This is a genomic window from Kangiella sp. (assembly GCF_048265365.1).
Classification (GTDB): domain Bacteria; phylum Pseudomonadota; class Gammaproteobacteria; order Enterobacterales; family Kangiellaceae; genus Kangiella.
Genome location: NZ_JBLXBT010000006.1, coordinates 15,418 through 32,271, shown reverse-complemented (window position 1 = coordinate 32,271; position 16,854 = coordinate 15,418). Strand labels below are relative to the sequence as shown.

Here is a 16,854-nt window from a genome sequence, read left to right as displayed (position 1 = left end):
ATTTCTAATGAACTTGAGAATTAGCTTTCTTAAAAATGACTAGGAGTCTATATGAGTGGTGACGTAACGAAAATTAAGACGCTTCCTGCGTTCTTGCATTATAACGCTAAAAATCTTGGTTACACTTCAACGCCGATTGAATTCATTGTTGAGGGATTGACTAAAGACATCAGCGTGGATCAATTAGGTGATGAGATCATTGCCAAAATCAATCAAGGTTCAAACGTATCACTAAAAGCAACTTTCAAAGAAGTTGATAAAGCTTTCTTACTAGAAATGTATGGTTCAGCAGGGATTGCATCTGAGTTTACAGGTGGTTCTTGTTCAGATCCACAATATAAAGATGAAGCATCTTGTACGCTTGCGACTGAGACATGGACGCCGGCCGACGAAACTGTAATCGGTTTCGGTTCTAAGAATGTTGGAACAAATCTCGCAGCAAATGCAAAGCCTATCAAGGTTATTCCTACAAACGAAGCTGAAGTAGCAAACTCTCTATATTTCTGGCTTGCTTATCCAATTCCAGGTTCTCTTAAGTACTCAGGTGCAGAAGAAAATGAGATGGAAGTTGAGTTTAGAATTATTGAAGATAAAACTAAGCCATCGGCTGTATCTAAAGGATTCCTTGGTGATCCTGCGAAGATGCCGAACCTAGTAGCTTAATAAAACGAGGAGATGGAGAAAATGAAAACCTTAGATTTAACACCTAAGAAGTTAAAGATTAATTTTGGAGACATGAGTTCTGATCTTAGATTTCCTACTCTCGACGAAGTTCTTGATTTTGAAGAGCTAATTGAGAAAAAGGAACTTGAAAAAGGCAAAGAAATAAATGGCGAAGAGTGGACAGGGAAAGTTTCGCTTTCATCACGTGAATTAATTGATCTTCAAAAAAAGAATTTAATCGCTCTAGGTCTTGATGGTTCTATCGCCAAAGAATTAACGGCTGATAACCTTGCAGATCTCTATGAGGCACTATTTAGTACAAAAAAGAACTTGGCCGCAGGGAATACACAAAAGTAAAGATTGCTCGTTTTTATGACTTCTCAGCGGCCTCAATAAATTCGATGTGTAACTCTGAGCTTATGATGTACTGGAAAGGCATCACGGCATTAGAGGCAGAAGAAATGCTTAGGGATATAACGGTTGCAAGGTGCGCTCATAACCCAAAGCTTAGGAAAGAAGTAACTGAAAAGCTTGAAAAGCTGATAATAAGAAACAATAAACCTGCAAATGAGTTACAAGTAACAAGTTTCAGAGATATTGTCGGATTTCTCGGGTAACCTATGGCCAATGAAACACCACAGTTAGAAATTAGTATTGTTTTACCTGATGGAAGTATTCAAAAAGCCTTTGGTAAAATTAAATCAAATGCAAAAACATCAGGCTCAGAAAGCGGAAAAGCTTATGGGTCTGGTTTCTCTAGTGCACTAGGCTCTTTTGCCGGTAACTTAGGTGCAATCGCAGTTACTCGTGCTCTTGATTCAATTCGCAGTAGCATTGCTGACACAGTAAATGCAGCAACTACTCTTGAGGTCTATGAGACTCAATTTAAAACATTACTTGGTAGCGCACAGGCTGCGAGGCTTCAGATTAAAGAATTATCTGACTTTGCAGCATCTACACCGTTTCAACTGGACGGAATAGCAGGGGCCGCAAAGACATTACTTGCCTTTAATTTTGAACAAGAGAGTCTAAAGACAAAACTTCAAGAGATTGGTGATGTTGCCGCAGCATCAGGTGCAGGATTTAAAGACTTATCTGTTATTTATGGACAGGTATCAGCTGCAGGAAAGCTTACAGGTGAAAGACTTCTTCAATTACAAGAAAGAGCGATTCCGATTGGTCCAGCTTTAGCAAAAACAATGGGGGTAGCAGAAACCTCTATTCGTGACCTTGTCTCAGAGGGTAAGGTTTCCTTTGATATTTTTGAGCAAGCATTTAGCTCGCTAAGCGCCGAGGGTGGAAAGTTTGAGGGTGGTATGAAATCGCTATCAACAACTATCGGTGGCTTGAGATCAACACTTTCAGATAATATCTTTAATTTACAGGCTACCATTGGGCAAGCAAATGCGTCTCTCTTGAAAGTGTTACTACAGGATACTATCTCAGCAGTTCAAAGTATGACTGTCTGGGTATCTGAAAATAGTCAAAATATAGCTTCATCTTTCTTTACGGTGGCAAGAGTAATTAACGATTATGTCATAGCTCCTCTTGAGCTTATCTACAATGTTGGTCGAGTTGTATTTAATGGTTTAAACACCTTTATTGCAGGCGTTGTCGGTGATTTTGCAATCATGGGCGAAGTTGTTACAGGGTTCTTAAATAGAATCGGTGTTGCATCTGATGAAGCGCTTGAAAATGCTAGGAATTTCAACGCTGCTTCACAGGAGGTTTTTACTGAGAACAGCGAGGCCCTAAAGAATAGTGTCAATAATATTTTTGAGGGCACAATCTATGGTAAGGGTGACGAGTTTATCACAAATCTTCAGACTCGTGTCGATGCCATGAATGAAGTAACGGCCGGTATTGGAAAGGGTGATTTTTCAAAGAATATTACAAAACAATTTGATGATATATCTAAATCAAGTGCAGATCTTCTGAAAAGCTTAAATAACAACGTAAAAGCAGGATCTGTTAATGTTATTGCTCAAGGTATGCAATACATAGGTAAGTCTTTGGCCGAGGGGTCGTTTAGCTTTAAGTCATTCTTAGGCGTAATTATCAGCGGCCTTGGTGATATGGCAATCTCAATGGGGACGACAATCATCGCAGCAGACTCAGCTATGGCCGCTTTACAAGCATCACTTGCTGGAGCACCTGGAAAGGGTATTGTTTACGGTGCTGCTCTTGTCGCAGTCGGGGCAGCTCTGAAAGCATTTGGATCTAATTTCGGTGGTGGAGCAAGCTCTGGACTTGGAAGTGTTACCAGCTCAGAGGGTGGTGGTCTTTCATTTAACTCAGGAACTGATGATTCAACCTCGAGTGTTCTAACACCAGAGGATAATGATGACGTCAGAGGGCAAAGAGTAAACGTCAATGTTTCATTTAATGGCTCAGTTGTTGGCCTAGATGGTGATCAAGTCGGGTTACAAATTGCAAATGTACTTCGAGAAGAGGGATTTAATAACGGAGTAGCTATCTAATGGCATTAAAATCATTTTCAAAATTCTATTATGGCCACAGAGTAACTGACGAAAACTGCTATATTGATTTCGATGAGGGCAATGGCCCACTCGTTGCGACTCTTAATCCAGGAAGCTACACGTTGACTGAATTTGTTAATGAGATCGCAAGAGCAATGGGTAATGCCGGACTTCAAGATTATTCGGCAAGTCTTGATCGTAAAACAAGACAAGTGACGATAAGTGCGACGGATAATTTCACGCTTTTATTTAATTCGGGTTCAAATAAGTCGTATGGAGCGATTGGTTTAATCGGATTTACGTCTGACAACGATCTGACTGGTGCTAACTCATATCAATCGCCGAACGGCTCAGGGGGCGAATTTAAGCCTCAAATGTGGTTGCAGAAATATACGCCTTTTGAAAACTTTCAAGAGTCAATTGGTGCGACTAAGTCCACTTCTTCAAGTGGTGTTGTTGAGATTGTAACTTTTGGAGAAATTCGCAAGATGGAGTGTGTGATCTCACACGCTACAAATAAGCCAATCGGATTTCTTGCACAATGGGAGCAGGATCTAAGTGGAGTCGAGAATTTCAGAAGCTTCCTGCATGATGCCTGTGTTAAGGGTGGGCGTCTTGAGTTTATGCCTGATCGTGATGATGAAGATAACTTTTATAAATGTATTCTTGAAAGCTCTCCAGGTTACAAAGAGGGTACAGGATTTAAGCTCACAGAGCTATTTAGTCAAAAGCTACCCGACTTCTTCAAGTTTGGTCCATTAGTATTTAGAGAGGTGAAATAATGTCAGTTAATAACGGTGATAACGCAAGCGCTCCAGTATTTAATAGCGCATTTCTTTCTAAGATTGCCGGTGGCTCAATTCAAGGTGCGATCAGTTTAGTTCAAACTGGAATGACTGCTGTCTATGATCTTCAAGAGTGGCTTTTAGATCTTGCTGATCGAGTAACTGACAATGAGACAGATATTGCTAGTAACACGACAGCAATTGCAAATGTTCCCCTTGGATATACGCCGACTTCTCAAAATGCGATAGCCGATGATGGCACAGTCAATCTTGGAAACAATAAGCTTTCAGTTGTAAGCGTTGCCGGAGATGGTGCTGCGATTACTCTCAATTCAATTCCTTTTGGTGCAGGATATGACTCTCTTTCAGATATGACAGTCATACGTCTCTACGGAACTCATGCGACTAATACCGTGACAATCGTTGAAAATGATAACGATGGTGGCGCAATTCTTAACGGCGAGTCTGTGACTCTTTCAAAAGGTCGCTTCATCGAATTTCTTTACGATAAAACTAACAAGCGCTTTGTTGAGGTTATGAGAAGCGCTGACATTTAAGAGGCGCTATGTACGATTCACCTGAGCAAGCTAGTAAGCATGATGTTTGGAAGTTAAAAGAACTTGCTAATCCACCGGCAGCAAAGCCGAATATTCATCAGGTATTTAGACATGATGGACAACTTAAGCAAATTGATCCAAATGGTGATGAAACTCCAATCGGTTCGGGCTCTGGTGGCTCACCTGATGTATGGGGTTATATTTCAGCAGACTCAGTTAATATCAGTAAATGGACTCTATTGGGTGGTGCTGTTCTTGGCACTAACTTCGCTTTTGAAGAAACTTATACAATTGCCGGAAAGAAATCTTATAAGCTTCATTCTGACAGCGCTGGAATGGGTGTTGAATACGAGATTCCAGTTCCTAAAAAAGCAAAAGGTAAAGAAGACTCAATCGCAAGACTTTCTTATGAACTTAATTCAACGGAAAGCAATATTTATCTGGCCTTAGTTAACCCATCAACTAATGATGTTTTTTGGAGTAATGAGTCTAAGAATATTTTTGAAACTACAGATGATACATTAAACAAAGCGTACGGCATTGAGCTGCCAAGTGGTTACGACCAAACGACTGTAAAAGTAAGGCTTATTTCAAACAGCAGTACAGCATCGACTTTCCTTTTTAATGATCTCTTCTTTGAGCTTGATCGTGGGTTGCCGACTAGTAACTATGTAGAGATCAATAGCGTTTCATTAAAAGGTAACGATGGTAGGGCGATAACTGCAAACACAGAGTCTATACCATTTGGTATAGGTACAGCCGGAACTACTTATAAAGGTTGGAAGTTCGGAGCTGACGGTTCATCTCATACTAATGGTAACTTTTATGAGTCGCAAAAAACTGGAAGTACAATTGAAATTAATGGGTGTATTCTCATAGGCCTAATATCTAACGTAATTAATATTTATAAGAATGGAAATTTATTCAAAAGGGTGAGTGTTTACCTGAATGCAGATGCTCATAAGTTCAGCATTATTATAAACCCTGATGAGCATATTAAAGGTGATAAGTTTTCTTTCGGTATTCAATACGGAGCTACATTATTAAACAACTCCGTTCAACACTATATTAGTATTTCAGAAACATTTAACCACCAATGTGTGCAGGTTGAGAGTGACTTAGAGGGTTGGCAAGTTCAAGATGGTATTGAAATCAAAGGAACTGTTTCAGACCCGAATAAGGGAACTGTAGATATTGACAGGATTCTGTGGAAAAAAGACGGAAGTGAAGCAGTTCTAAGATATGAACTATCGAAAAGTGTAACTGACGGTTCAGCAGGAAGTGGTGACTATCTATTAAGTTTACCAGTTGGAATACCTGCAATGGACCTCTCTAAAATTCAAGTATTTACTGGAACATATTCAGGTCCTCAAATTGGCGGTGGAGTTGCACACTTAAGTTCAAGTGGTTTTATTTCAGCAAGTTCAACTAGTGGTGATCTTCAGGCTTATGCTTATGATTCAAGAACTTTCAGAGTATTAGCTAAAACATTGTTCACGGCAGGTGGTACATTTGGAAGTGGTTTTTATGGCTTAAATAACCCGAAATCAATGGTTATTAATATTCGAGTACCAATAGATGGTTGGACTGATTCAGAAGTCATCTACACAGATGCTTCAAATTGGACTTACCCAGTTGAAAAAATATTAGGTGCACCTGTTTCTTCTATAGGTGATATAGCGCAGTTACAATTTGATGACTTAGAGATAGGTGCATCTTACATGTTAACTGGTCAAGTATCTCTGTACGATGCGCCTAGTACGTCGCAACTTCAATACAGGAGTGAAGCGTCAGGTGCAGGTGAGCTTTACGGTTCTAGCTATTTAGATAATCTTACGTCACAAAGTGCGGCTAAAATTGGAGTTAGTTTGATTATTACTGCTAAATCCAATACTTTATATGTTTACTCTTCTGACAACGGAAACAAGAATGGTGACGGAACTAAGTTGCAAACATTTCTTCAACTTTCTAAACTTCCATCAGCACCAATTGTAAACGGCGCATCTCATAACACAATCTCTAACGGAGTACCGCGCAAGACTGGTGACTTGTATAATGGTAAGCCGATTTGGGAAGTGGCAACTAAAGGTGTTTTCGGTAATGGTTCTACAGTTTTTAGCTCGTTACCAGATGATATTGAGTTAATTGATGCAAAAGGTTCTTTCCTCGTAACAGGAGATGATGTTAGGGTATTTCCTTACGGTACAGCGGTGCATCCTTTCTATCAGCCATCTACAAACAGCATTAAATTAACCAGTAATGGAACGTACACTTTTACGTCTCTTGTAGTTAAATACACTAAATAAAACAACACAGCACTTTGATGAAATATTCAAAGTGCTTAAGAGAAATATATGGCCCAGACTCTTACAACAACACAGGAATCACTAGCAGCGCAAACGACGAAGAATTTAATTCTAATTCTTGAGATCGAGGGCGTTGAGACTATTTACTCAAGCGGTGTTCTTTATCGAAACTGGAAGATTGGTGATGCTGGCATCAAGATCGGTGATCCTGAGCTTAAAATCGGTGGCCGCATAAGCGAGCCTAATGGTCGTTCTCTGATCGATGCAAGTAAGTCTCAAAAGAATATCTCTCAGCAGTTAGAAGTTGAGCAAGGTGGTTCAGGTTCACTTCAATCGATTAATATTGCCTTAACAGATTATAATGGAGAGATCACAAGACTTGTTTCTCCAGGTTATGAAGTTGATGAAATTCTAGGACGTGAAGCGGTTGTTTACGTTGCCTTTGAGGGTGGATCTCACCCAGAGGACTCATTTAGATTGTTTCAAGGTGTAATCGATACAACAACACCAGCTCAAGGTTATGTAAATATCCGAGTAGCCCACGCACAAAAGCTTGAAGATATTGATCTCTTTATTCCAGCGACTGCTGAACTAATCGGCGAGCATGACGATACTGTGACGACTCTTGCATTAACTACGGTTGAAAACTTCCATTTACCTGTAAGTGGTGACGTCGAGCTTGATTGCTTTGTTAAGATCGATGATGAAATTATCCAATATACAGACGTTTTTGAAGACGAGACGACTTTCGAGCTAAGAAATTGTACTCGTGGTATGTTTGGAACGACTGCCGCGACTCACGACGATGATGCGGAAGTGCAGACGATCTTTAAGCTTAAAGGAAATGCGATCGATCTATTTTTAGCAATTCTTTTAAGTGATGGAGAGCTAATCGCTGATAACTTTATTGCTTCAGCTATCGGACACGTTTCTGAATTTCAGACAATCACAAATGCGATCTTCTTTGAGGGCGTGGATCTTTATTCGAAATACGGAATCGTTGAGGGTGATCTTGTCGAGCTTCAAGGCTGTGAGGACGAGAATAACGACTTCTTATTCGAAGATGGGCGAGTCATTGAGTCAATCGGTAAAAGCGGTTACGGTTCATATATCGTCGTCTCAGGCGCGCCTTTAACAAACGAGATAAGTGAAGCCATTACTTGCTCAATCAAATCTCAGTTTGATGTCCTGCCAGTTGGTTGTGGACTAAAATCTAAAATGGTCGATATTGAGCAGATTCTAGCAGTTGGCGACGTTGTCGGTGCAGGAATTGCGCAATATGATTTCGACTTAAGTGAAGAAGTAAACGCAAAAGAGTTTATCACTCAACAAATTTGTATGCCATCGGGATTATTTCAAGTTCCAAGAGTCGGGAAAGTTTCACTAGATTCAACTCTTCCATCCATCGCTGGAGCGACAGCGGTTGTCTTAAATGAAAATAATATCCTTAATCCTGACAAGCTTAAGATCACAAGATCAATCAATAAGCATTTTTACAATGGCGTCTTTTGGAAATATGGGCACGATGTCGTAACTGAAAAGCCAAGCTTTGCAAGATTTAAAGTTGATGCGGAATCACTTAAGAAGTTCGGGAAGTTTGAAAAAATTCTAAAACTTGAATCATTTGGACTTAAGAAAACACAGGCAACGAAGTCTCTAATCGAACTCCAGTCTTCACGACTACTTGAGAGATACAAGAATGGTGCTGAGTTTTTAAGTGTTGACGTGAACTTTGCCACAGGATTCAATATCGACATTGCCGATACTGTTATCTTAGATGGACGTAATCTTAAGATCGCAGACACTCGAAACGGAACTCGAAACTTCTCACCAAGAGTAATGCAAGTAATTAACAAGGACATGAGGCTTTCAAGCACGATCACGTTAACTTTACTTGATACTTCTTTCTCTGAGCAAGGTCGATTCACAGTAATTGGGCCATCTTCTAAAATCCTTACCGGCTCAACAAGTGAGAGACTTCTTCTCGGTTCTTTGTTTAAGGATCTCGACACTCAAGACAGCGAAAAAAGAAAGTGGGAAGAACGCTACACAGGTGAGAGAATACTTGTCAAAAACGACGACTATTCAATCCAAGCAGAAACTAGAATCATTGGCTTTGATCCACAAAACACAAGAGCAATGCTAGTTAGTCCGGCACTTCCATTTATTCCGACAGCTGGAATGATTGCGACAATGCCAAAATATGACGAGAGTGATGACTCTCAAATGCAAATCTACAAAGAACTTCATGGATTCATCAACTTCGCCTCAGACATAGTTACTTCAATCGACAATAAGAGCTTCGAGGTTGAGCCTGAGCACGTTGCAAGGTTTGAGGTTAATAAAGAGATTGCAATTCGAAAATTAGATTACAGCGACTATGCTAGAGCCAAAATAGAAAACATTACAGGAAACCTTATAACTCTTGTACGAGAATTAGACTTTACTCCAGATACGAGTCATATAGTTGAAAGACTGGTCTTTGCAGACGGTGGTAGTCCTTACCTCATACTCTAAGACGTATAACCATGTTTTATTTTTTGTCTTTTTGTCATCCTTAAATCATGGCAGGAACACCAATAGAAGCAATTAGACAAATATTTTACTCTGAAGACATTAATTCAGGAACAGGTATCTCGGAAGACTTAATGTTTAAGCTTGCGAGTTCGCTACAGTGGGCCTTGCAAAATGTTTCAGACATTGTTGGTAAGTTTGAGTTCATGGGCTTAACTGAGGCTCAATTTGCAGCTGCAAAAGGTTACTCGCTTGTAGATGAATCATTTCAGCCAATCCCAGAGCATTTAAAAAAATGGATTTTAGTTAAAGGTCAAGACATTACAGGCTCCGACTACGCTGAGCAAACAGGTATCACAGTCTTAACTCCAGACTTAGTAACAAACTCAGGTCACTTAGGGCAAGCTCCTAATGAGTCTTCTATCTTAAATTATGAGACTTCACAAAATAAGGATCACTCACACCCTTTAATCAAGTTTTTAGGGCAAAATAACGGTGTCAACGGACAGACTGCATTTAATGTTTTCAATAATAATACTAGCACAGAAGACAAGGGAAATAGAGGCTTTAACTTTGCAGAGATTCCTTACGGTAACAATGAATATATGAAACGAGACGGTGGCGACCAGTCCCACCCAAACCGTGCTCTGGTAAATATATTCTTCAAAATCAACTACTAGGTGCTTATGAGTTTACTTCAAGAAGACAAGAGAATGAGTTTTGGCGATTGGGTAGATAAGGTTTTTGAAGTCGCACTTATTGCCTTGATTGGCTATGCGGTCACTAAGATCGATGCAATTCAAAAAGACATAAGCAGTTTAAATCAAACCTTGGCCGTGACGGTTGAGCGCATCTCTAATCAAGAGAGTCGCATTAGAAAAAACGAGAACAACATCATCAAGCTCAAAGATAATTTTGAGGTTTTTAAAAACGAATATTACAGAAGAGGTAAGTAATGGAAAAGGTATTAAACCTAATCGCTATGGTTCTGGCCGTAATTGTGCCACAACTTAAAAAAGCTGATGCACTTCACGGCATCAAGGAATTAAAAGAAGCATTTATCGCTTCAATGGAAGTTGCACTTTTATGCTTTAAGCTTTTTAGAGATGGTGTACAAGTGACAGATTTTGCAGAGTTCTATGCTCAGTTAACGACTAACGCTGAATTTAAAGAGAAGATTAAGAAAGGCTGGGAAGATGCCAAGCTTATTCCCGAAGAAGTCAAAGACATCGACACAGGTGAAGCTCTTGAACTCATTGGCGTAGCGGTTGACTATACTCCAAAATTCGTTGAGCAATTTTCTAAGAAAGAAGAAAAGGCAGCCTAATGTTTGCGAAGATAGCTCTTATTATTGACGGAATTAAAGGTGTCATCAAAATCGGTGAAATGATTTCCAAGTGGTATGAGAGCTATCAAGATCGCCAAATTGATAAGCACTACGAAAAAAAGGCGTCTCGTCGTAGGCGTCTTTTAATCGAACTCGAAGCCAACAAGGACAATGATGAGAAACTTAAAGAAATTCAGCTTAAGCTTGCTACTCTTGACTCTACTACTGAGTAATTCAGACTGTACGAGAATAGATAAAGATCTTCAGAAGCCTGCTGGATATGATTGCGTTGTCTTAAATCAAAATAATGCTCTAATCGCAATTAAGTATTTCCTAAAGCAAAACGTCGATGCTTCAAATGAAGACTTTCCAATTGATGACCTCTACGAACTTGCTTATTCACTAGATGAAAAGCCAACTTGTTTCTGCGTACATACTATGACAAAGGCACAGCGAGAAGTCGCTTGCAATGGATATCAAGCCTATTCGCCAGAAAGGCATGGCCAGCTAGAAGAGTGGGCAGAAGATAAGATAAGCGAACTAATGAAGCTAAGGCGTAAGAATAAGTAGCTTACCCGAAATTTACCCGATTCTTACCCGAAATTTATCCATTCCATTTTGAAATAAGAGTGCAAATAAGTCCAAGGACGGCGATAAGGGAAGTCCTCCTATGCCATGGACGGCAATTTTAGAGAGAGTTTAGGATGCGGTGATACTTTCTCGCAAATCTCTCGCTTGGTTCAAATTGTCCCATCTCTTCACAAATATCAGGATTTCCGTCTTCATCAACTTCAATGATTAATTCAGATTTCATAAAACGGCCATTGACCACTTTAATCAGATAGAACTCATTATCTTCAGTTGAAAACAGAGCTCCATGGAGAAAGTCTTCATGTGATTTATCTTCGTACTCAACGACTTGATTTGGTTTTTCGACTTTAAATGCTACTTCCGCAGGTAGGTTCTTTTTCTTTGCCATGGGTTTAATTAGCTTGAAATATTTCGTATTGGAATAGAGAGGTAATAATTACGCACCCACAATGCGGAAACAGGCCAATTAAGACCTGTTAACTAATCCCTTAATTGCTCTATCCCATTGACTTGGTGATACACTCTTGCCATTGTAAGGTTTTTTCAATGTTCTAAATGAATACCTTATGTAGTTACAATGAGATGCTTGCCCACCCGTTCTAACTAAATGATATAAATCATTAGCGCCTTTACTGATAGTCATTACACTTGCGCCTGCATTTATTGTAGATAAAAATGTCGCTCTAATTTCATCGCAGATATTAGATTTATTATACTTCTTAACAGTTGTTTGTTTTTTATTTGAAGACACTTTTTTGGTGCTTGTACCGCAAGATGCAATAAAAAAAGTAAGTAGTATAGTAATAGCTACTCTCATAATGAATTTCCTTTCTAAATTTTCTTAATATTGTTAAAACGCATAAACAAATTCGTTCTTAATTTCATATTCAACTTTTAGCCCACCTGGAACGAGCTTCTTTATTCTATTCCAAGATCGACTATACATACTATCTGGTTTCCAGTTTCTTGATTCTGTAACAAGCTTAAGGTCGTCTTGCTTTATCTTCCCTTTAAAGAACGTCTTATTTTTTGCGATATACACAATAACTTTGTCATCGTAGGTCATAGCATTATCGTAGTGTGACCTGAAGTCAGTCTCGATATAATCTTTCTCGAATTTATCAATAGTGTAGCCGAGGTCAAGTAACTTTGCTCTCGTATCACTTAAGTTAATGGCTTTATTCACGACCACAGTATCAGCAAAAGGCATTTCTGTGTCCGATGGTCCAGACGTCTTAACGACATTCGCACAAGATATTAAAACGAGCGCTGAAAAAATGCTCAAGATCTTTTTCATCTAATCCCCTAGGTTATTTTGTGAACTAATTCGGTAATAATCATTGTTCACTTAAGAGTATATCTTAATATATTTTTTCAAGATTTCTTGAGTTTTAGGTAACATTATGAATGGCCTTGTAAGTTATGAATTTAATAAATATGAATAAAATGAAGTTATTTTAATAAAAATTTTTAATGAAAAAAAAATAAAAAAAGTTTCAATTATTTTTACCGGAAATTTATTTAGTGACAAGTTAAGTTATTGAAATCTCGATAAGTGAATTTTATTGATTTGTGATTTTAGAGGATGTTACCCCTTTAAAATCAGAGCCTTAGAGCGAAATTGAGGTTCTTTCTGACTTTGACCGAGAATACATTCATGAGTAATTTATTAGAGTTTAAGAAACGACACAAAATAGACGAGTACGAGATTGAGCTTGAACAACTTTATAACTTTGACAAGCTTTCAAATACTGAGAAAGCAAAACTTTTAAAAGGTCGCTGTATCGAAGAAGTTCTTGATAGTTACTTAAGAGCATTAAGTGAGATGCGAAAGAAAATTAATGCTAATTAGCTTTCTTTTTTGCTTCTGGAATTGCAAGACCTAGAACATTGCGGACTGATCGAAGATCGTGCTCGTCAGCGTTCTCTAAGGCTTCGAGAATATCGCCAGGGATGTTTGAGGGTGGCATCATATCTGCTAACTTCTCTTGAAACTCTCTTACTTGGTCGACGAACGAGGTGCGCACATTGCCCTCTTCAGTGTAGTTGCCTGAGAAATAGGCTACAGGAACATTGTAAAAGCTCGAAAGCTTGAGAACAGCCTCAAAGGGTAACTTGGTGTCACCCTTTTCCCATCTCATATAAGTTGACGGGTTAACGTCACATATCTCTGAAACCTGCTCTTTTGACAACTTTCCGTTGGGGTTATTTAAGCGAAGCTCTTTTAAAATGTCGCAAATTTGCAATTTTTTCATACGTTAAGTTATTGTAATCCTTAAAAAGATTCATTTAAATGGCATTAATGCAATTTTTACCTTTGTTTTGTCGCATTATTGCGATAAGATGCAATCCATGGAGACAACAAAAACAATTAATCAAGACATTATTAACGATTGGGCAAGTAAGAGAGCAAGGCCTGTGGAAGAGTTAGCTTTTAAAGCTGGTATCTCACCAACTACCGCAAAGAAGCTCATAAACGGTCGCTACCCAAAAAATAGCCACCCTAGATTTGTTTGCCAATTAGCCGTTGCTAATGTCATAGGTTGCGAGGTTCTAGAGCTCTTTGAGTATTCAGAACAAGTCGCAGCCTAAGCTAGCAAATACCACGAATAGAATTGATTTAAACCCAATAGGGAATAATTACACTAATAAGTGAAAGGGGAGTCGTGTGCCTAGAAACGATAAAAAAGCATTTAACGGAACTTATCCAGAGTTAGAGATCAGAGACGGTGAGCTTGTTCTTATCGGTCTGCATATTGGTGACTCTTATGTTGAGCACGGTGATGTTTATGATCGCTTAGATATGAGTGCAGACGCAATCAAAGAGCGTGAGGTTAACGCTTTCTTAGATAACTTTTGGGATAGCAACTACAACGCACTCGAAGAATACGCGAGTGAGATGGGATTATATAACGACATCGGCATCGATTACGGTGACGATTACAAACACGAATTAAGAACAGGAGAAGTAGCATGAGTAAGACTCTACAATCTAATAAAGACTATCACGCAAGTGATGCCATTGGTTCATCAACTCTAAAGTCAATCGCCAATTCTACGCTTGCTCATGCTCTCTCAAGTGAGTTCAAAGAGTCTGATGCAACTAGGTTAGGATCGGCCGTTCACGCGGCCATCTTAGAACCAGAGACTTTTGACGATGAATTTATAGTAATTCCAAAAATTGATAAAAGAACTAAGGCAGGAAAAATCCTTGCTGCTGAATATGAAGAGAAAGCACAAGGTAAGACGATCATCACAGAAGAACAAAAGTTGTCTGTTGAGCAAGTTGTTGAGTCAATTAAAAGACACTCGACTGCAAGTGCAATGCTCTCAGGTGGTGAAGCTGAGTATTCATACTATTCAGAGATCGATGGTGTCGCCGTTAAGTGTCGTCCTGACTACGTAAACCAAGGCGCACTTATTGACCTTAAGACGTGTCAAGATGCGAGTGCAGACGGATTTATGAGAGCTTGCTTTAACTTTGGTTATCACATCCAAGCGGCTTATTACTTAGATATTTACAACAAAGTGAATGGAACGGATTTGAAAGAGTTCTTCTTTATCGCAGTCGAGTCAAAAGCACCTTACTCGGTAAATATCTTCAAGATGGGCGAAATTGAAATCAATCTTGGACGTGAACAATACAAGAAAGCTTTTGCTCAACTTGTTGAATACAAGAAAGCAGGGGAAAAGTTAGAAGACCTTGTTTCACCTAAATATTCTTATGGTGAGGGAATTTCAAATATTGAATATCCAGTATGGATGCTTCAGAAAATCGACGTTAACTCAGGGGAGATCGCATGAGTGGTGAAGTAGTAGAAGTAACAGATTACAAAAGTACAGCACAGGACTTAACGGTATCTAATCAGGACGTGAGTGCGGTTTCAGATCATATCGCTACGATTAGAAGCTTTGTGCAAAAGGAACTTAAAGAGGGTATTAATAAGGATTATGCAACAATTCCTTTCACTCCAAAGCCATCTCTTTTAAAGCCAGGTGCGGAAAAGCTTTTAAAACTATTTGGATTATCAACTCGCGTTGAGCTTGTAAGTAAGGAAGTTGATCGTTATGAAAACTATGCTGAATTTACATACATGGCGAAAGTCTATCACATCAAGACAGGTCAATTGATAGCTGAGTGTGAAGCAATGGCGAACTCTTGGGAGAAGAAATACAAGACCAACAAAAAGGGCGAAGTGATTCCTGTTGCCGATATTTTAAATACACTTATGAAGATGGCCCAGAAGAGAGCGATTGTTGGCGCAACAATTCTTGCGACTGGAGCAAGTGATTATTTCACTCAAGATCCTGATGAAATTGAGGCTCAAGGTATAAGATCAGAGCCAGTAAATAAGGACCGATTCAAGAAAAGTGACAGCAATCTTGGAGAGTACGTTGTTCCAGTTGGAAAATTTAAAGATAAGAAACTTAGTGAGATCGATAAAAAAGACCTCATTAATTACTGCAAATATATCACGGAAAATAGTGACTCAATCGATGGAAAGCTTAAAGAGTTCATCGACACAGCGAGAGAGTTTATAAGGTAAGTTATGAATGTTGAAGTTGAAGCTACAAGTGTAAGTGTTGGATCTAATCGCCTAGGTAATTACTTGAAGTGCCAAAGGTGTGGAATCGTTAGAATGTGCCACAATCCAATTGATGCGGTTGAGCTTATCGATATTATTGAAGATTTTAAACAAGAGCACGAGAACTGCGACTGCTCAAGATGCGAGGTAGCGTAATGAAAATGGAAAAAAATAAATTCGTTAAAAGAGAATTAGATCGTGCGCTTGAGGTGTGCCAATTAATCGAAAATGGTGACTCGAATACGAGCTTAGAATTACTACTTGAAGAAGTCGCCAGTTGCATCGGATCAACAAGAGGGAAGTTGGAGTAATGAAGATTTTAGCATATTTATTTTTCTTCTTATTTATTACTACGTTTAACTGGGCGGTTCAATTAGAGGGTGAACGTGATTTCGCAAATAACAGGTTTTATAAATGTAAAAAACAAACTGATATCTACTTCAATGAAGTATTGAAAATGCACAGGTGAGATATGTTACTAGCAGTAATTTTCGGGTTTATATGTGGATTAGCCTTTGCTTTGATTTCTTTAAGAAAAGCAACTTATAACAGCATAACTGAGTCAGAGAAAAGAGGTACAGAGTTTTACAATGAGGTCATGCAAGATTTAAGCGAAATGCAAGAGGGCATCAATAAAGGAAAGAGAGAACACAATGTTACTAATCCTTGAAATCGAAGACGTGACAGAGATTGATACTGTTTTATTGAATACGCTTCACGCTGTTCATAACAACGATTCTTTCTTTGTGAAAGCTAAAAACAAAATGAAAGAAGATGGCATTTATGCAGACGATGAAGTTTTAATAATCAACGAAATGCCGTCTGATACTTGCGGTAAATGTGGATGCACAGAATATCTGTGTGGGCATAATAAGAGGTAGTAATGGAAGTCTGCAAACGTGGTCACCTAATGAAGAAGACACGAAAGGTTCTGAATACCAAAAAAGGACCTCATAAATTTTGCAATGAATGTCGGAAAATGAGGCTAGCTTATAGTGAAGCTAAAAAAGTAGGTTATAAAGAACCTTTAGAATCATTTGCTAAA

The 16,854-nt window shown here is 38.8% G+C and carries 24 protein-coding genes; 20 read left to right on the top strand and 4 right to left on the bottom strand.

Annotation, left to right across the window (positions count from 1 at the left end; genetic code table 11):
- Positions 1–51: 51 nt before the first annotated feature.
- The 12 genes from ACN0VI_RS14225 (at position 52) to ACN0VI_RS14170 (ending at position 10,865) form a co-directional block, all read left to right on the top strand.
- Entirely contained in the window at positions 52–663 is a 612-nt protein-coding gene (locus ACN0VI_RS14225; protein ID WP_417447246.1) for a hypothetical protein, read from the top strand.
- Between the two features lie 21 nt (positions 664–684).
- Positions 685–1,020 carry a hypothetical protein gene (locus ACN0VI_RS14220; RefSeq protein ID WP_417447245.1) on the top strand — a complete coding sequence of 112 codons (336 nt, stop codon included), beginning with the start codon at positions 685–687 and terminating at the stop codon, positions 1,018–1,020.
- Positions 1,021–1,085: 65 nt separating this feature from the next.
- Positions 1,086–1,280, top strand: a complete 195-nt coding sequence (locus tag ACN0VI_RS14215; protein WP_417447244.1) for a hypothetical protein — start codon at positions 1,086–1,088, stop codon at positions 1,278–1,280.
- A gap of 3 nt (positions 1,281–1,283) precedes the next feature.
- On the top strand, positions 1,284–3,143 hold the full coding sequence (locus ACN0VI_RS14210; RefSeq protein ID WP_417447243.1) for a tape measure protein: 1,860 nt from the start codon (positions 1,284–1,286) through the stop codon (positions 3,141–3,143).
- The gene (locus tag ACN0VI_RS14205) at positions 3,143–3,925 is read left to right on the top strand and encodes a hypothetical protein (RefSeq protein ID WP_417447242.1); all 783 of its coding nucleotides are present in this window, start codon (positions 3,143–3,145) and stop codon (positions 3,923–3,925) included. Before ACN0VI_RS14210 ends, ACN0VI_RS14205 begins: the two co-directional genes overlap by 1 nt.
- A complete protein-coding gene (locus ACN0VI_RS14200) occupies positions 3,925–4,485 on the top strand; it encodes a hypothetical protein (protein WP_417447241.1) in 561 nt (186 codons plus the stop codon). Before ACN0VI_RS14205 ends, ACN0VI_RS14200 begins: the two co-directional genes overlap by 1 nt.
- Before the next feature lie 8 nt (positions 4,486–4,493).
- Positions 4,494–6,791 carry a hypothetical protein gene (locus tag ACN0VI_RS14195; RefSeq protein WP_417447240.1) on the top strand — a complete coding sequence of 766 codons (2,298 nt, stop codon included), beginning with the start codon at positions 4,494–4,496 and terminating at the stop codon, positions 6,789–6,791.
- Positions 6,792–6,839: 48 nt separating this feature from the next.
- Positions 6,840–9,308, top strand: a complete 2,469-nt coding sequence (locus tag ACN0VI_RS14190; RefSeq protein WP_417447239.1) for a hypothetical protein — start codon at positions 6,840–6,842, stop codon at positions 9,306–9,308.
- A gap of 47 nt (positions 9,309–9,355) precedes the next feature.
- Complete coding sequence (locus ACN0VI_RS14185) at positions 9,356–9,985, top strand: hypothetical protein (RefSeq protein ID WP_417447238.1); 630 nt, start codon at positions 9,356–9,358, stop codon at positions 9,983–9,985.
- A 6-nt stretch (positions 9,986–9,991) separates the two neighbouring features.
- The gene (locus tag ACN0VI_RS14180) at positions 9,992–10,261 is read left to right on the top strand and encodes a hypothetical protein (RefSeq protein ID WP_417447237.1); all 270 of its coding nucleotides are present in this window, start codon (positions 9,992–9,994) and stop codon (positions 10,259–10,261) included.
- Positions 10,261–10,632: a hypothetical protein gene (locus ACN0VI_RS14175; RefSeq protein ID WP_417447236.1), complete on the top strand. Its 372-nt coding sequence runs from the start codon at positions 10,261–10,263 to the stop codon at positions 10,630–10,632. The genes ACN0VI_RS14180 and ACN0VI_RS14175 overlap by 1 nt, the downstream gene beginning before the upstream one ends.
- A complete protein-coding gene (locus ACN0VI_RS14170; protein WP_417447235.1) occupies positions 10,632–10,865 on the top strand; it encodes a hypothetical protein in 234 nt (77 codons plus the stop codon). The genes ACN0VI_RS14175 and ACN0VI_RS14170 overlap by 1 nt, the downstream gene beginning before the upstream one ends.
- 455 nt (positions 10,866–11,320) lie before the next feature.
- Here the strand turns inward: ACN0VI_RS14170 and ACN0VI_RS14165 are convergent, their stop codons facing one another.
- The 3 genes from ACN0VI_RS14165 to ACN0VI_RS14155 form a co-directional block, all read right to left on the bottom strand.
- The gene (locus tag ACN0VI_RS14165; protein WP_417447234.1) at positions 11,321–11,611 is read right to left on the bottom strand and encodes a hypothetical protein; all 291 of its coding nucleotides are present in this window, start codon (positions 11,609–11,611) and stop codon (positions 11,321–11,323) included.
- A 78-nt stretch (positions 11,612–11,689) separates the two neighbouring features.
- Entirely contained in the window at positions 11,690–12,040 is a 351-nt protein-coding gene (locus ACN0VI_RS14160) for a hypothetical protein (protein WP_417447233.1), read from the bottom strand.
- 33 nt (positions 12,041–12,073) lie between these two features.
- A complete protein-coding gene (locus ACN0VI_RS14155; protein ID WP_417447232.1) occupies positions 12,074–12,520 on the bottom strand; it encodes a hypothetical protein in 447 nt (148 codons plus the stop codon).
- Positions 12,521–12,880: 360 nt separating this feature from the next.
- On the opposite strand from ACN0VI_RS14155, the gene ACN0VI_RS14150 reads away from it, so the two are divergent.
- Positions 12,881–13,075, top strand: a complete 195-nt coding sequence (locus tag ACN0VI_RS14150) for a hypothetical protein (protein WP_417447231.1) — start codon at positions 12,881–12,883, stop codon at positions 13,073–13,075.
- Here ACN0VI_RS14150 and ACN0VI_RS14145 read toward each other — a convergent pair.
- Positions 13,068–13,478, bottom strand: coding sequence for a helix-turn-helix domain-containing protein (locus ACN0VI_RS14145; protein WP_417447230.1), 411 nt, complete (start codon positions 13,476–13,478; stop codon positions 13,068–13,070). The genes ACN0VI_RS14150 and ACN0VI_RS14145 overlap by 8 nt on opposite strands.
- Before the next feature lie 97 nt (positions 13,479–13,575).
- Between ACN0VI_RS14145 and ACN0VI_RS14140 the strand changes: the two genes are divergently transcribed.
- The 7 genes from ACN0VI_RS14140 (at position 13,576) to ACN0VI_RS14110 (ending at position 16,690) form a co-directional block, all read left to right on the top strand.
- A complete protein-coding gene (locus ACN0VI_RS14140) occupies positions 13,576–13,815 on the top strand; it encodes a hypothetical protein (protein ID WP_417447229.1) in 240 nt (79 codons plus the stop codon).
- A gap of 76 nt (positions 13,816–13,891) precedes the next feature.
- A complete protein-coding gene (locus ACN0VI_RS14135; protein ID WP_417447228.1) occupies positions 13,892–14,200 on the top strand; it encodes a hypothetical protein in 309 nt (102 codons plus the stop codon).
- On the top strand, positions 14,197–15,027 hold the full coding sequence (locus ACN0VI_RS14130) for a PD-(D/E)XK nuclease-like domain-containing protein (protein ID WP_417447227.1): 831 nt from the start codon (positions 14,197–14,199) through the stop codon (positions 15,025–15,027). Before ACN0VI_RS14135 ends, ACN0VI_RS14130 begins: the two co-directional genes overlap by 4 nt.
- On the top strand, positions 15,024–15,770 hold the full coding sequence (locus ACN0VI_RS14125; protein ID WP_417447226.1) for a hypothetical protein: 747 nt from the start codon (positions 15,024–15,026) through the stop codon (positions 15,768–15,770). Before ACN0VI_RS14130 ends, ACN0VI_RS14125 begins: the two co-directional genes overlap by 4 nt.
- Before the next feature lie 194 nt (positions 15,771–15,964).
- Positions 15,965–16,120: a hypothetical protein gene (locus ACN0VI_RS14120; protein WP_417447225.1), complete on the top strand. Its 156-nt coding sequence runs from the start codon at positions 15,965–15,967 to the stop codon at positions 16,118–16,120.
- Between the two features lie 161 nt (positions 16,121–16,281).
- A complete protein-coding gene (locus tag ACN0VI_RS14115; protein ID WP_417447224.1) occupies positions 16,282–16,479 on the top strand; it encodes a hypothetical protein in 198 nt (65 codons plus the stop codon).
- Positions 16,463–16,690 (top strand): hypothetical protein, encoded by a 228-nt coding sequence (locus ACN0VI_RS14110; protein WP_417447223.1) that lies wholly within the window; start codon positions 16,463–16,465, stop codon positions 16,688–16,690. Before ACN0VI_RS14115 ends, ACN0VI_RS14110 begins: the two co-directional genes overlap by 17 nt.
- Positions 16,691–16,854 lie beyond the last annotated feature (164 nt).

Coding starts and splice junctions, on each gene's coding strand:
- ACN0VI_RS14225 (WP_417447246.1), top strand. CDS start 52: ATGAGTGGTGACGTAACGAAAATTAAGACGCTTCCTGCGTTCTTGCAT.
- ACN0VI_RS14220 (WP_417447245.1), top strand. CDS start 685: ATGAAAACCTTAGATTTAACACCTAAGAAGTTAAAGATTAATTTTGGA.
- ACN0VI_RS14215 (WP_417447244.1), top strand. CDS start 1,086: ATGTACTGGAAAGGCATCACGGCATTAGAGGCAGAAGAAATGCTTAGG.
- ACN0VI_RS14210 (WP_417447243.1), top strand. CDS start 1,284: ATGGCCAATGAAACACCACAGTTAGAAATTAGTATTGTTTTACCTGAT.
- ACN0VI_RS14205 (WP_417447242.1), top strand. CDS start 3,143: ATGGCATTAAAATCATTTTCAAAATTCTATTATGGCCACAGAGTAACT.
- ACN0VI_RS14200 (WP_417447241.1), top strand. CDS start 3,925: ATGTCAGTTAATAACGGTGATAACGCAAGCGCTCCAGTATTTAATAGC.
- ACN0VI_RS14195 (WP_417447240.1), top strand. CDS start 4,494: ATGTACGATTCACCTGAGCAAGCTAGTAAGCATGATGTTTGGAAGTTA.
- ACN0VI_RS14190 (WP_417447239.1), top strand. CDS start 6,840: ATGGCCCAGACTCTTACAACAACACAGGAATCACTAGCAGCGCAAACG.
- ACN0VI_RS14185 (WP_417447238.1), top strand. CDS start 9,356: ATGGCAGGAACACCAATAGAAGCAATTAGACAAATATTTTACTCTGAA.
- ACN0VI_RS14180 (WP_417447237.1), top strand. CDS start 9,992: ATGAGTTTACTTCAAGAAGACAAGAGAATGAGTTTTGGCGATTGGGTA.
- ACN0VI_RS14175 (WP_417447236.1), top strand. CDS start 10,261: ATGGAAAAGGTATTAAACCTAATCGCTATGGTTCTGGCCGTAATTGTG.
- ACN0VI_RS14170 (WP_417447235.1), top strand. CDS start 10,632: ATGTTTGCGAAGATAGCTCTTATTATTGACGGAATTAAAGGTGTCATC.
- ACN0VI_RS14165 (WP_417447234.1), bottom strand. CDS start 11,611: ATGGCAAAGAAAAAGAACCTACCTGCGGAAGTAGCATTTAAAGTCGAA.
- ACN0VI_RS14160 (WP_417447233.1), bottom strand. CDS start 12,040: ATGAGAGTAGCTATTACTATACTACTTACTTTTTTTATTGCATCTTGC.
- ACN0VI_RS14155 (WP_417447232.1), bottom strand. CDS start 12,520: ATGAAAAAGATCTTGAGCATTTTTTCAGCGCTCGTTTTAATATCTTGT.
- ACN0VI_RS14150 (WP_417447231.1), top strand. CDS start 12,881: ATGAGTAATTTATTAGAGTTTAAGAAACGACACAAAATAGACGAGTAC.
- ACN0VI_RS14145 (WP_417447230.1), bottom strand. CDS start 13,478: ATGAAAAAATTGCAAATTTGCGACATTTTAAAAGAGCTTCGCTTAAAT.
- ACN0VI_RS14140 (WP_417447229.1), top strand. CDS start 13,576: ATGGAGACAACAAAAACAATTAATCAAGACATTATTAACGATTGGGCA.
- ACN0VI_RS14130 (WP_417447227.1), top strand. CDS start 14,197: ATGAGTAAGACTCTACAATCTAATAAAGACTATCACGCAAGTGATGCC.
- ACN0VI_RS14125 (WP_417447226.1), top strand. CDS start 15,024: ATGAGTGGTGAAGTAGTAGAAGTAACAGATTACAAAAGTACAGCACAG.
- ACN0VI_RS14120 (WP_417447225.1), top strand. CDS start 15,965: ATGAAAATGGAAAAAAATAAATTCGTTAAAAGAGAATTAGATCGTGCG.
- ACN0VI_RS14115 (WP_417447224.1), top strand. CDS start 16,282: ATGTTACTAGCAGTAATTTTCGGGTTTATATGTGGATTAGCCTTTGCT.
- ACN0VI_RS14110 (WP_417447223.1), top strand. CDS start 16,463: ATGTTACTAATCCTTGAAATCGAAGACGTGACAGAGATTGATACTGTT.